This is a genomic window from Pseudomonas leptonychotis (genome assembly GCF_004920405.1).
In the GTDB taxonomy this organism is placed as follows: Bacteria; Pseudomonadota; Gammaproteobacteria; order Pseudomonadales; family Pseudomonadaceae; genus Aquipseudomonas; species Aquipseudomonas leptonychotis.
In genome coordinates this window covers 724,884-738,158 of sequence record NZ_RFLV01000002.1, presented here as the reverse complement: position 1 = coordinate 738,158, position 13,275 = coordinate 724,884, and the positions used below count along the sequence as shown (strand labels likewise).

The 13,275-nt window shown below is 56.8% G+C and carries 12 protein-coding genes and 1 pseudogene; 9 read left to right on the top strand and 4 right to left on the bottom strand.

The window, feature by feature from the left end; translation table 11 throughout:
- Positions 1 to 58: 58 nt before the first annotated feature.
- From topA to D8779_RS14060, 3 genes are all read left to right on the top strand, one after another.
- Positions 59 to 2,671 (top strand): type I DNA topoisomerase, encoded by a 2,613-nt coding sequence (topA, locus tag D8779_RS14070; protein ID WP_136665092.1) that lies wholly within the window; start codon positions 59 to 61, stop codon positions 2,669 to 2,671.
- Positions 2,672 to 2,737: 66 nt separating this feature from the next.
- Positions 2,738 to 3,256 carry a DUF6586 family protein gene (locus D8779_RS14065; RefSeq protein ID WP_136665091.1) on the top strand — a complete coding sequence of 173 codons (519 nt, stop codon included), beginning with the start codon at positions 2,738 to 2,740 and terminating at the stop codon, positions 3,254 to 3,256.
- Between the two features lie 78 nt (positions 3,257 to 3,334).
- A complete protein-coding gene (locus D8779_RS14060; RefSeq protein WP_090238248.1) occupies positions 3,335 to 3,568 on the top strand; it encodes a hypothetical protein in 234 nt (77 codons plus the stop codon).
- Positions 3,569 to 3,690: 122 nt separating this feature from the next.
- Here the strand turns inward: D8779_RS14060 and sulA are convergent, their stop codons facing one another.
- The gene (sulA, locus tag D8779_RS14055; RefSeq protein ID WP_136665090.1) at positions 3,691 to 4,167 is read right to left on the bottom strand and encodes an SOS-induced cell division inhibitor SulA; all 477 of its coding nucleotides are present in this window, start codon (positions 4,165 to 4,167) and stop codon (positions 3,691 to 3,693) included.
- 85 nt (positions 4,168 to 4,252) lie between these two features.
- Positions 4,253 to 4,864, bottom strand: a complete 612-nt coding sequence (lexA, locus tag D8779_RS14050) for a transcriptional repressor LexA (protein ID WP_136665089.1) — start codon at positions 4,862 to 4,864, stop codon at positions 4,253 to 4,255.
- Positions 4,865 to 5,133: 269 nt separating this feature from the next.
- Between lexA and D8779_RS14045 the strand changes: the two genes are divergently transcribed.
- The 4 genes from D8779_RS14045 to D8779_RS14030 are packed head-to-tail and all read left to right on the top strand — an operon-like array spanning position 5,134 to position 8,181.
- On the top strand, positions 5,134 to 5,841 hold the full coding sequence (locus tag D8779_RS14045) for a TetR/AcrR family transcriptional regulator (protein ID WP_136665088.1): 708 nt from the start codon (positions 5,134 to 5,136) through the stop codon (positions 5,839 to 5,841).
- Between the two features lie 47 nt (positions 5,842 to 5,888).
- Positions 5,889 to 6,413, top strand: a complete 525-nt coding sequence (locus tag D8779_RS14040; RefSeq protein ID WP_136665087.1) for a L,D-transpeptidase — start codon at positions 5,889 to 5,891, stop codon at positions 6,411 to 6,413.
- A 21-nt stretch (positions 6,414 to 6,434) separates the two neighbouring features.
- Positions 6,435 to 7,433, top strand: a complete 999-nt coding sequence (gene nagZ, locus D8779_RS14035; RefSeq protein ID WP_167492577.1) for a beta-N-acetylhexosaminidase — start codon at positions 6,435 to 6,437, stop codon at positions 7,431 to 7,433.
- Between the two features lie 10 nt (positions 7,434 to 7,443).
- Entirely contained in the window at positions 7,444 to 8,181 is a 738-nt protein-coding gene (locus tag D8779_RS14030; protein ID WP_136665085.1) for an S-methyl-5'-thioinosine phosphorylase, read from the top strand.
- A gap of 56 nt (positions 8,182 to 8,237) precedes the next feature.
- Here the strand turns inward: D8779_RS14030 and D8779_RS14025 are convergent.
- A pseudogene (locus D8779_RS14025) lies at positions 8,238 to 9,459 on the bottom strand (IS3 family transposase).
- Between the two features lie 137 nt (positions 9,460 to 9,596).
- A complete protein-coding gene (locus D8779_RS14020) occupies positions 9,597 to 11,261 on the bottom strand; it encodes an electron transfer flavoprotein-ubiquinone oxidoreductase (RefSeq protein WP_136665084.1) in 1,665 nt (554 codons plus the stop codon).
- Positions 11,262 to 11,581: 320 nt separating this feature from the next.
- On the opposite strand from D8779_RS14020, the gene D8779_RS14015 reads away from it, so the two are divergent.
- Together D8779_RS14015 and D8779_RS14010 are read left to right on the top strand one after the other, a co-directional pair.
- Positions 11,582 to 12,331, top strand: a complete 750-nt coding sequence (locus D8779_RS14015; RefSeq protein WP_136665083.1) for an electron transfer flavoprotein subunit beta/FixA family protein — start codon at positions 11,582 to 11,584, stop codon at positions 12,329 to 12,331.
- Positions 12,332 to 13,261 carry an electron transfer flavoprotein subunit alpha/FixB family protein gene (locus tag D8779_RS14010; RefSeq protein WP_136665082.1) on the top strand — a complete coding sequence of 310 codons (930 nt, stop codon included), beginning with the start codon at positions 12,332 to 12,334 and terminating at the stop codon, positions 13,259 to 13,261.
- The last annotated feature ends 14 nt before the right edge of the window (positions 13,262 to 13,275 follow it).

Below are 13,275 nucleotides of genomic sequence, written 5' to 3'. Positions count from 1 at the left end.
TAGCAGGCAGTACAGCGCCTCCCGCATTTATTTACCGAATTCAGGAATTTTCCAATCCATGGGCAAATCGCTGGTCATCGTGGAATCCCCGGCCAAGGCCAAGACCATCAACAAGTACTTGGGCAACGAGTACGTGGTGAAGTCGAGCATCGGCCACATCCGTGACCTACCCACCAGTGGCTCGGCAAGCACCGCCAAAGAGCCCGTTAAGCGTGGTAAGGCCGCAGCTGGTGAAGTGCCCGCGCTGTCGCCCAAGGAGAAAGCCAAGCGTCAGCTGTTTGCGCGCATGGGGGTCGATCCCGAACACGGCTGGAAAGCCAAGTACGAGATCCTTCCAGGCAAGGAGAAGGTGGTCGAGGAATTGCGCCGTTTGGCTAAAGATGCCGACACCATCTATCTCGCAACCGACTTGGATCGCGAGGGGGAAGCCATTGCCTGGCACCTGCGCGAATCCATTGGTGGTGACGACAGTCGCTATAAGCGCGTGGTGTTCAACGAGATCACCAAAAAGGCCATTCAAGAGGCGTTTTCCAAGCCTGGCGAGCTGGATATCAATCGGGTTAACGCACAGCAGGCGCGACGTTTTCTCGATCGCGTCGTGGGTTATATGGTTTCGCCACTGCTGTGGGCCAAGATTGCCCGTGGCTTGTCCGCCGGTCGTGTGCAGTCGGTGGCCGTGAAGCTGGTGGTCGAGCGCGAGAAAGAGATCCGCGCTTTCGTCCCAGAAGAATACTGGGAAGTGCACGCTGACCTGGGTACTACCAAAGGCGCCAACGTGCGCTTCGAAGTGGCCCGCGAAAACGGTGCTGCGTTCAAACCATTGAACGAAGCCCAGGCCATGGCTGCGCTGAACACGCTTAAAGCGTCCAGCTACAGCATCAGCAAGCGTGAAGATAAGCCGACCAGCAGCAAGCCCTCGGCCCCCTTTATTACCTCCACCCTGCAACAGGCGGCGAGTAACCGTCTGGGCTTTGGGGTGAAGAAGACCATGATGATGGCTCAGCGTCTTTATGAGGCGGGTTACATCACTTATATGCGTACTGATTCGACCAACCTCTCGGCTGACGCCGTGAGCATGGTGCGCGACTTTATCCAGGGCGAGTTCGGCAAGAAGTATCTGCCGGCCGATCCGATTGCCTACAGCAGTAAAGAAGGGGCGCAAGAGGCGCACGAAGCGATTCGTCCGTCTGACGTCAACCTCAAACCGACTCAGTTGTCCGGTATGGAGCGTGATGCCGAGCGTCTGTATGAGCTGATCTGGCGTCAGTTTGTGGCCTGCCAAATGCCGCCAGCCGAATACCTGTCTACCACCGTGACCGTGACTGCCGCGCAGTTCGAGTTGCGTGCTAAAGGTCGTATCCTCAAGTTTGACGGTTACACCCGCGCATTGCCGCAAATGAGTAAGCCAGGCGATGACGATGTGTTGCCGGACATGGGGCAGGGCGAGGCGCTCAAGCTGATCAAGCTCGACCCGAGCCAGCACTTCACCAAACCGCCGGCGCGCTACTCTGAAGCCAGCTTGGTCAAGGAAATGGAAAAGCGCGGTATTGGTCGTCCGTCGACCTATGCAGCGATCATTGGCACCATTCAGGATCGCGGTTACGTGGCCCTGCATAACCGCCGTTTCTACTCCGAAAAAATGGGCGACATTGTTACCGAGCGCCTATCCGAGAGCTTCTCCAATCTGATGGACTACGGCTTTACCGCTGGCATGGAAGAGCACCTGGACGACGTGGCCCAAGGGCAGCGTGAGTGGAAAAACGTCTTGGACGAGTTCTACGGTGACTTCAAGAAGAAGCTTGAGGTCGCAGGTGATAGTGATGGCGGTATGCGTGCTAACACGCCGACGCTGACTGATATAGCCTGTCGCGATTGCGCGCGGCCAATGACTATTCGTACGGCGTCTACGGGGGTGTTCCTGGGTTGCTCGGGTTATGCATTGCCGCCTAAAGAGCGCTGCAAGGCGACCGTCAACCTGGTGCCGGGTGATGAGATTGCCGCTGACGACGAAGGTGAGTCTGAGTCGCTGGTGTTGTTGGGCAAGCATCGTTGCCCGATCTGCTCGACCGCCATGGATGCTTACCTGCTCGATGAAACCCGCAAGTTGCATATTTGCGGCAATAACCCGGATTGCCCAGGTTATGAAGTGGAGCAGGGCCAGTACCGCATTAAGGGCTATGAAGGTCCGAGCCTGGATTGCGATAAGTGCGGCAGTCAGATGCAGTTGAAAACCGGGCGCTTCGGCAAGTTCTTTGGTTGCACCAACAGCGAGTGTAAGAATACCCGCAAACTGCTGAAGAGCGGCGAAGCGGCACCACCGAAGATGGATCCGGTGAAAATGCCGGAGCTCAAGTGTGAGAAGGTCAACGACACCTACATCCTGCGTGATGGCGCATCTGGCCTGTTCCTCGCGGCCAGTCAATTCCCCAAGAACCGCGAAACGCGCGCGCCATTGGTTGTTGAGATTATTCCGCACCGCGATGAAATTGATCCCAAGTATCATTTTCTCTGTGATGCACCAAAGAAGGATCCTCAAGGTCGCGCTGCAGTAATTCGTTACAGCCGTAAGACCAAGGAGCAGTACGTACAGACCGAAGTCGACGGAAAACCGTCCGGCTGGCGTGCGTTCTTTGATGGCGGTAAGTGGAAGGTCGAAGATAAGAACAGCTGATCGAGCTGAGCGCGCCTGTTGTCAGGCGCGCGTTTGTTTATTCGATCCGTTTTGGAGGGTGCCGCTATGGCCAATGAACTCTATACCCGTACCAATCAGAAAATTTTCTATGCAGGCTTGGCACTGGAGTCCTGGCGTAAGGCCGAACAAGCGCAAAGCATGAATGCGCTGGCTTTGATTCAGGCAGAGCGCGAAGCAGCGCTGTTCCATCTTTATGGTGCTCTGCTTGGGTTGTGCCATGAAATTGCTGGTTACTATCGTTTGCCCGACAGTGCGGCCCCGCGCGTTGAAAGCTTTCTCACGTCAGCGGTGCTGAGCGCTGCGCCGAGTCAGGAGTTAGGTGAGCTGGTTGAGCTGGCGCAGTCCCCCGGTAGCTGGGTAACTGAGTTGCTCAATGCCTATGCAGCGCTTTTTCAGCCACCGCAAGCCGGCAAGAAAAGCAAAGTTGACCCGACTACAGCGCTAATCACAGCGATCAGCCTCGACGAAGAAGTTGAGCCTCTAGCTCATCAGGCTTTGGAGACGTGGCGGCAGCAGTTGAAGGCTCTAGCGCAGCGCTTTCGGGAAACATTGAGCGAGTGGTAAGCCGCTGATTGGACCGGCGGACTAGGGGGAGCCTAGGTCGGCTGTTACAATGGTGGTCTTACGTGGAGAGCTAAACCAATGCCTACATCCTTCCTAGAAATTGTCGAACTGCCTGATGGGCGCATTGCTTTGCGCCGAGCAGAGGATGAAGAGTCGTTAGTGGTGCTGGATTTTTCTGCCGACGCCAAAGCGTTCCTACAGGGCCAGCATGTCGAGGTGGCCAAGGCCATGCTTAACGTAGGCGTGCAGATGGCTGGTCGTTTGGCAGAAAATAACTTTCAACATGAAGAAGGGCCGCGGGTTCTGCATTGATTGCAGAGTTCGGCTGAGTGCTGCTTTAAAATGCTACTGCCCTTACGCAGACCCTTCTCACAGCAAATATTGACTCTATCTGACGGCTGACACGCACAATCCTTGTGCGCCTCTGTGACTAATCATCCCAAGCTGATATTCAAGCTTTGCGCCGTACCTTGGCGGGCCGCGTGCTCGAGGCGTTGACGTGCGTGGCGCTCAAGCGGATGCAGCCAGCTGACGACCGTGTGGCTACGCCCCAGTTTCAGAGCGTGTTGCGCTAATTCTAATGCGCTCTGCTTGCCGCGCGGGTGCAGCAGCAGGATGCGTTCGCGGTTAAGGCCTGCCTCGCGAAGCCAGCTCTGAGTCAGGCTTAAGGGCGGCGCTACAAGGGTCAGCCAGCGCTCGTCGTGGTTCTCGCTGAGCTCACGCAATATGGGTGCAAGTAGATTGAGGCAATGCCCTGCGGGGCCGCGTAGCGACAACTCACTGAATGCATCGCCCTCGCTATCCTGCCAAGGCAGTTCGCTGCTATCGGCAAGTAATGGTGGCACTGTCGAGGCCATAAACGCATCGAACAGCGGCAGTTGTGTACGGTCCAGTGATTGCGGGAACTGCATAGATCCTCCACCAGCAGGTGTTAGCAAACCGCCTGCGTTATCGATAGTGCGTTAGAAAGGCCCCACCTGCTTTTTTAATGCCCTGCTAGCGGCGTATAACACCGACGCTTAGGCCTTCAATAATCAAATCTTGTTCTTCCAGGTTTACTTCGATCGGCGCGAACTCCGGGTTTTCGGCGATCAACCAGACTTTGTTACCTTCACGCTTGAAGCGTTTGACCGTGACTTCATCATCAATGCGTGCCACTACCACCTGCCCGTTCCGGGCCTCACGTGTGGTATGTACGGCTAGCAAGTCACCGTCAAAGATGCCGATGTCTTTCATGCTCATGCCACGTACACGCAAGAGGTAATCGGCTTTGGGGTGGAAGAAGTCTGGATTGATCTTGCAAGACTCTTCGATATGTTGCTGCGCCAGAATCGGCGCGCCTGCGGCGACGCGACCAATCACCGGCAGGCCTTCATCTTCCTCGGCGTGAGGTTCAAAACCTGGAATGCGAATGCCGCGCGAAGCCCCCGGGGTCATTTCGATTGCACCCTTGCGAGCCAGGGCCTTGAGGTGTTCTTCCGCTGCATTGGGTGATTTGAACCCCAGTTTCAAGGCGATCTCCGCACGGGTAGGCGGGTAGCCGTTGTCTTCAAGGCATTGCTTGATGAAGGCGAGAATTTCAGCTTGGCGCGGCGTTAGTTTTAGCATGGTCGGCTCTGTTTTTTTGTACAGTGACTGGGATTATATACAGTGATCGACGATTGGCAATCCTTGCGTTCTGATCTCTACTCAATTCACCTTCTTTAGGTTGGCTGCACTGCACTGTTACTTGCGGTGTCCACTGGGCGTCTAGTTAGGACGGCTGTGTTCAGTCAGGTGTGTGTGACTACCCGGCCACAAGATGGTTTGTCCGGCTTGACAAGGCGGGCAGCTGAAACGTATGTTTCAAACAAGTGTTTGTTCAGATGAAAAGAGTCATGGCCCAGTCGGAAACCGTTGAACGCATTCTCGATGCGGCAGAGCAGCTTTTTGCGGAGAAGGGTTTCGCTGAAACCTCTCTGCGTTTGATCACCAGCAAGGCGGGAGTCAATCTCGCCGCAGTGAACTATCATTTCGGCTCCAAGAAGGCCCTGATTCAGGCGGTTTTTTCACGCTTTCTCGGGCCTTTCTGCGTAAGCCTGGAACGTGAGCTGGATCGCCGGCAGGCTAAGCCGGAAAGCAAAGTTAGCCTGGAAGAACTGCTTGAGTTGCTGGTCGAGCAGGCATTGGCGGTAAAGCCGCGCAGTGGTAACGATCTTTCAATCTTCATGCGCTTGCTGGGTTTGGCGTTTAGCCAGAGTCAGGGTCACCTGCGCAAGTATTTGGAAGAGGTTTACGGCAAGGTGTTCCGTCGTTACATGCAGTTGGTGCATGAAGCCGCTCCGCGTATTCCGCCGCTTGAGTTGTTTTGGCGTGTGCACTTTATGCTGGGAGCTGCAGCGTTCAGCATGTCGGGGATCAAGGCGCTACGGGCCATGTCCGAAACTGATTTTGGTGTGAGTACCTCGCTCGAGCAGGTCATGCGCCTGATGGTGCCGTTCCTGGCTGCGGGTATGCGTTCGGAAACCGGCCTGACCGACGAAGCGTTGGCCAGTGCCCAGCTCAGGCCACGTGCGAAAGCGTCAGTTATTCCTAGTAAAGTTTGACTTGCTCGGGTGGGCTTGGTGGATGCTATCCGCTAAGCTAGCTGCCCATGAGTGTCCTCGATTTCCTCCATATCTCCCTCGCTGATCAGTGTCTGTATGGCTTTGCCAATGGGCAGCTGCAAGTGCGTCTGCCTGTCTCCACCGCGCTTAATGGTTCTGGCGAGCAAAATGGTTCCGGCTGCACGCCCAGAGGCTTGCATCAGGTGCGTGCGAAGATAGGTGATGGCTTGCCAGGCGCAGCGGTGCTACGCGGGCGGCGCTGGACCGGCGAAGTCTGGTCGCCTGAATTGCATGCACAGTTTCCCGGGCGTGACTGGGTTCTCAGCCGCATCCTCTGGTTGAGTGGTCGCGAGCCTGGGCGCAATCGTTTGGGCCAGGTCGATACCTTCCGCCGCTACATCTACATACACGGTACGCCGGACAGTGAGCCCATGGGCGTAGCGCTGTCGCACGGCTGTGTGCGCATGCGCAACAGCGACGTGTTGGCGCTATTTGCGCGGGTGCCGGTTCACTGTGCGGTTCAGATTGATGAGGCTGCTTGCCCGGTCTGGGCTGCTGCGCCTCTTTATTAAGGATTGATTGTGAGTTCACCCATGCACGGTTCATTGATGCTGGATGTCGCCGGTACATGGCTGACCGCTGAGGATCGGCAGATCCTGCGTCAGCCTCAGGTTGGTGGTTTGATTCTGTTTGCGCGCAATATCGAAGACCCACGTCAGGTGCGTGAATTGTCTGCAGCCATTCGTGCTGTGCGCCCCGATTTGCTGCTGGCGGTGGATCAGGAAGGCGGCCGAGTGCAGCGTTTACGCCAGGGCTTTGTGCGTTTGCCGGCGATGCGCGCGTTGGCCGATAACGCCAATGCCGAGCACCTGGCTGAGCAGTGCGGCTGGCTCATGGCCACCGAGGTATTGGCAGTGGGGCTGGATTTGAGTTTCGCACCAGTGCTGGACCTCGATCATCAACGCAGTGCGGTGGTCGGCAGCCGTGCTTTTGAGGGCGATGCACAGCGTGCCACCTTGCTGGCCGGTGCGTTTATTCGAGGCATGAACGCGGCGGGCATGGCGGCCTGTGGCAAGCATTTCCCTGGCCACGGCTGGGCTGAGGCCGACTCCCATGTCGCTATCCCGGTAGACGAGCGTAGCTTGGACGAGATTCGAGCGACGGATCTCGTGCCGTTCCGTCAGTTGAGTCAACAGCTGGCCGCCGTGATGCCGGCCCATGTCATCTATCCGCAAGTAGATGCTGGCCCGGCCGGATTCTCGCGACGCTGGTTGCAGGAAATCCTGCGTGGAGAGTTGGGCTTCGATGGGGTTATTTTCAGCGATGACCTGTCCATGGCTGGCGCCCATGTTGTGGGTGATGCTGCTTGTCGTATCGAGGCCGCGTTGTCAGCTGGCTGCGACATGGGCTTGGTGTGTAATGACCGCGCTGCTGCAGAGTTGGCTCTGACTGCCTTGCAACGGCTTAAGGTGCTGCCGCCTAAGGGCCTGGCGCGTATGCGTCGGCAGGCTTATCCGGGTGTTGAGTATCGGCAGGATCCACGTTGGCTGGCCGCGATTGGCAGCCTGCGTGCCGCGCAATTAATCGATTGAGGATAAGTACATGACGGTTTACGCGATTATCGGCGGTACCGGCCTGACCAAATTGGATGGGCTTACCATCAAGGCGGCGCTGCATATCGATACGCCTTATGGCGCGCCTTCTGCGGCGGTGCTCAGAGGCGACTATGCCGGTCGTGAAGTGTTGTTTCTGGCGCGTCACGGGCATCCCCATCGTATCCCTCCGCATCAGGTGAATTACCGGGCCAACCTCTGGGCGTTGCGCGAGGCGGGTGCCAAGGCGATTATCGCGGTGAATGCGGTGGGCGGTATTCACTCGGCTATGGGGACCGGACACTTCTGCTTGCCGCACCAGATCATCGACTACACCTATGGTCGTGAGCACACTTATTTCGAAGGGGAGTTGGAGCACGTTACGCACGTCGATTTCAGCCACCCTTATGACGCTGGGCTGCGCACCAAGTTGGCCAGTGCGCTGACTGCTGAGCGCTGTACGTTCAGCAGCCACGGCTTGTACGGCTGCACCCAGGGACCGAGACTGGAAACCGTTGCCGAGATCGCGCGAATGGAGCGCGATGGCTGCGACATCGTCGGTATGACCGGCATGCCTGAAGCGGTGCTGGCCCGTGAACTGGCGCTGCCTTATGCCTGCCTGGCGTTGGTGGTAAACCCGGCTGCTGGCAAGTCCCGCGCGCTGATTACCATGGCCGAAATCGAGCGCGCGCTGGATGAGGGTATGGGTACGGTAAAGGCCGTGTTGGCGCGGGTACTTACCAATTGAGTGAGATGTGTCTAGTCCTTAAATAGGTTTACACCGTTTCAGCTAGCCCGTGAGGCCTACAGCGCCCGATGCATTGCATCGGGCGTTTTGTATTTCAGGGCTAAATGGGGTCGCTCGGTGTTATAGATATGCACAGCCTCACCAACGAGCTGTCGGGCCTGTTCAAGGCTTTCAAAGCGCTCAGGCAAAAACTCCATCTTCAAAATCCCATTCACCCGCTCAGCCAGCGCATTCTGGTAGCAGTCATAGCCGTCAGTCATTGAGCAGCGCACCTCATGGCGTTGGAGCAACGCTTGGTACAGCGCTGAGCAGTACTGGATCCCACGATCTGAGTGATGAATCAGCGAACTGCTTTACGCCGTGTACGTAACGCCGCCGTGAAGGCTTTAGCAACGGAGTCTGCATGCAGACTTTGGTGCACGTGATGACCCACTATTTTGCGTGAGAACGCGTCTGTAACCAGGCTCAAATACAACGGATCACGCTGCCCGGGGAGATACGTGATGTCGGCCACCCAGACATCTTCGGAGGCTGTTGCAATCACCTGTCCAGGCCCTTCCTTGAGCAGGTTGGGGTGCCGATAAAAGCGATGAAAACTCTGCGTGGTTTTGTGGTATGCCCTCTTGGGCAGCACCAGTAGACGATGCTCGGCCAAGATGCTGAGGAGTCGATCACGGCCTACTTTCAGCTCAGGGTTCGATTGTTGATGCAGAAGATAATGCAGTTTGCGGGTGCCCACTCGCGGCTGGCGCATCCGAATGTGGCGAACGTACCGCGCGACGCTTTCTGCTTCATCTGTCCTACCGTCAATCGCTCGATTGCGTTTGTAGTGAGCCTGACGACTAATCCCCATGAACTGGCAAGCCCTGCCAATAGTTAGCCCTTCGACGTGTCTATGCGTGAGGACTTGCCGGGTCGCTTTTTTACGATCGAGACACCGTAGTCGGTCTTCAATACATCCACCACGGCTTCGAAAAGCTGGGCTTTCTGTGTCGCCACTTCGAGCCGCTGCTCCAGCTCTTTGATGCGCTGCTCGGGAGTCAGCGGTAACTTGGGGCCGGTCATGACACGGCTCCTGCCAGCTCGGATGGAGGCGCCTTGGCTCCAATCTTGACGACCATGCTTGCGCAACCAAACCAACACGGTTGATCGTCCCTGGATGCCATAGCGGTCTTGAGCTGCTTTGTAGCTAAGTTCGCCTTTTTCGACCTGATCGACAATCGCCAGTTTAAAAGCCAACGAATAATCTCGCTGACTGCGTCGTTCACCTTCTGTCATGGAACTCTCCTGAAAAAGGACATAAAGGTGTAAACCTTATTCAGGACGGGACAATGTAAATAAAAAAGGCTCCCGAGAGAGCCTTTTCCGTGCTTTAAGAGCTTTTCTCGCCGACGCGCAGCGATACGAGGCGGTTCTTACATGTTGGGGTAGTTAGGCCCGCCTGTGCCTTCAGGGGCGACCCAGTTGATGTTCTGGGCAGGGTCCTTGATGTCACAGGTTTTGCAGTGCACGCAGTTCTGCGCGTTGATCTGGAATTTCTTCTCGCCGTCTTCCTTGGTCACGATTTCGTATACGCCGGCCGGGCAGTAACGCTGTGCCGGTTCGTCGTACATCGGCAGGTTTTTGTCCAGCGGAATGCTCGGGTCGGTGAGCTTCAGGTGGCAGGGTTGTTCCTCTTCATGGTTGGTGTTGGAGAGGAATACCGAGCTGAGCTTGTCGAAGCTGAGCTTGCCGTCGGGTTTCGGGTAGCTGATTTTCGGCGCGTCTGCAGCTAGCTTCAAGCACGCGTAATCCGGCTTGGTGTCATGCAGGGTGAAAGGAATCTTGCCACCGAAGATGTTCTGGTCGAGCCAGTTGATACCACCACCGATCAGCGGGCCAAACTTGTGCAGTGCCGGGCCGAAGTTACGGCTGCGGAACAGCTCGTCGTACAGCCAGCTGGCCTTGAATGCGTCTACGTAGCCAGTCAGCTGATCACCGCCTTCTTTGCCAGCAAACAGTGCGTCAGCCACGGCGTCGGCAGCGAGCATGCCGGATTTCATGGCGGTGTGGCTGCCCTTGATCTTGGCGAAGTTCAGGGTGCCAAGGTCGCAACCGATGAGGGCGCCACCGTTGAAGACCATCTTCGGCAGCGAGTTGAGGCCGCCCTTGCAAATGGCGCGGGCGCCATAAGAAACGCGCTTGCCGCCTTCCAGGTACTGGGCAATCACCGGGTGATGCTTGTAGCGCTGGAATTCATCAAACGGCGAAAGATGCGGGTTGCTGTAAGACAGATCGACAATCAGGCCGACTACTACCTGGTTATTTTCCAGGTGGTAGAGGAAGGAGCCGCCGGTGTTTTCACTGGCAACGATATCCAGCGGCCAGCCGGCAGTGTGAACGACCAGGCCTTGTTCGTGTTTAGCGGGGTCGATGTCCCAGATTTCCTTGATGCCAATGCCGTAATGCTGGGCGTCGGCTTCGGAGTCGAGGTTGTATTGTTTGATTAGTTGCTTGCCGATGTGGCCACGGCAGCCTTCTGCGAATAGGGTGTATTTGGCACGCAGTTCCATGCCAGGGGTGTAATAACCCTCTTTCGGGTTGCCTTCACGGTCGACGCCGAGGTCACCGGTGAGAATGCCGTAGACCGCGCCTGCTTCGTTGATCAGCGCTTCCTGAGCGGCGAAGCCAGGGTAGATTTCTACACCGAGATTCTCTGCCTGCTGAGCCAGCCAGCGGCACAGGTTACCCAGCGAGATAATGTAGTTGCCTTCGTTGTGCATGGTCTTGGGCACAAACAGGTCGGGCACCCGAGTAGATTTTTCCGCACTGGTCAGTACGTAGATGTCATCGCGCTTGACCGGGGTATTCAGCGGTGCGCCGAGCTCTTTCCAGTCAGGGAACAGTTCGTTCAATGCACGTGGTTCGAACACCGCGCCGGACAGAATGTGTGCGCCGACTTCGGAGCCTTTTTCGACCACGCAGACGCTGATTTCTTTGCCGGCTTCGGCGGCTTTCTGCTTCAGTCGGCAGGCGGCGGACAAACCAGCTGGGCCGGCGCCGACGATGACGACGTCGAATTCCATAAATTCGCGTTCCACAGGCTATCTCCTACTCAGGGCTCTCTAATTTTATTTGGCGATCGAGCTCGTTCCGTGAGCGATGCTGGCGCATTATATCCAGACCCTTCGAATGGGCCAATACAAACGTTTGTTTGAATTTTCTGTAGGGCTGTTAGAATCTTACTACATCGCTGACGATTGGCCGCTCCGTTGTATTGACCAGTCTAGGTCGTGCGGTCAAGATGTGGGCGGTTTTATGTCTGCCGTTATTGGCCGACTCCCGGTTCCGGCCGGCCTGCTGTTCCCGCCATGTTCGCTTCTGGCGACATTCTTATTCACCGGAGAGTAACGAGGAATCCATGAAGGTTCTTGTAGCTGTCAAACGAGTGGTCGACTACAACGTCAAAGTTCGCGTCAAAGCGGACAACAGCGGCGTTGATCTTGCCAACGTCAAGATGTCGATGAACCCCTTCTGCGAAATCGCCGTGGAAGAAGCTGTACGTCTGAAAGAAAAAGGCGTGGCGAGCGAAATCGTTGTCGTCACCATCGGCCCGGCCACTGCTCAAGAGCAGTTGCGTACCGCGCTGGCGCTGGGTGCTGATCGCGCCATTCTGGTTGAGTCCAGCGATGAGCTGAACTCCCTGGCTGTGGCCAAACTGCTTAAGGCAGTGGTCGACAAAGAGCAACCGCAGTTGGTGATCATGGGCAAACAGGCCATCGATAGCGACAACAACCAAACCGGGCAAATGCTGGGCGCGCTGACTGGCTTTGGCCAGGGCACCTTCGCCTCCAAGGTTGAAGTGGCTGGCGACAAGGTTAACGTAACCCGCGAAATCGACGGCGGTCTGCAGACTGTTGCGTTGAGCTTACCGGCTATCGTGACCACCGATCTGCGCCTCAACGAGCCGCGCTACGCGTCGCTGCCGAACATCATGAAGGCCAAGAAGAAGCCGCTGGAAAGCGTTACCCCGGCTGACCTGGGTGTTTCCACTGCTTCCACCGTCAAGACCCTGAAAGTCGAAGCGCCTGCTACTCGCAGCGCTGGTATCAAGGTCAAGTCCGTGGCTGAACTGGTCGAGAAACTGAAGAACGAGGCGAAGGTAATCTAAATGACTATCCTGGTTATCGCTGAACACACCAATGCCGCCCTGGCTCCTGCCACGCTGAACACCGTGGCAGCTGCTGCGAAGATCGGCGGCGACATCCACGTTCTGGTTGCCGGTGCCGCATGCGGCGCAGCCGCCGAAGCTGCTGGCAAAATTGCTGGCGTGGCCAAGGTGCTGGTTGCTGACGACGCTGCTTTTGCTCACCAGTTGCCGGAAAACGTTGCGCCATTGATTGCCGAGCTGGGCAAGGGCTACAGCCACATCCTGGCTGCTGCTACCAGCAACGGTAAGAACATCCTGCCGCGCGTTGCCGCTGCGCTGGACGTTGATCAGATCTCGGAAATCATCGCTGTTGAAAGCGCTGACACTTTCAAGCGTCCGATCTACGCCGGTAACGCCATCGCTACTGTGCAGTCTTCGGCTGCCGTGAAAGTGATCACTGTGCGTAGCACGGGTTTTGATCCGGTTGCTGCTGAAGGTGGTTCTGCTGCCGTTGAAGCAGTCGGCGGCGCAACTGACGCTGGTAAATCGGCTTTTGTCGGTGAAGAGCTGGCCAAGTCCGACCGTCCTGAACTGACTGCTGCCAAGATCGTCGTTTCCGGCGGCCGTGGCATGCAAAACGGTGACAACTTCAAGCACCTGTACGCCCTGGCCGACAAGCTGGGCGCGGCTGTAGGTGCTTCGCGCGCCGCAGTCGACGCAGGTTTCGTACCGAACGATATGCAGGTCGGTCAGACCGGCAAGATCGTTGCTCCACAGCTGTACATCGCCGTCGGTATCTCCGGCGCGATCCAGCACTTGGCCGGCATGAAAGACTCCAAGGTGATCGTTGCGATCAACAAGGACGAAGAAGCGCCGATCTTCCAGGTGGCCGATTACGGTCTGGTGGCTGATCTGTTTGACGCTGTACCTGAGCTGGAAAAACTGGTTTAACCGGTTCCCCCGCC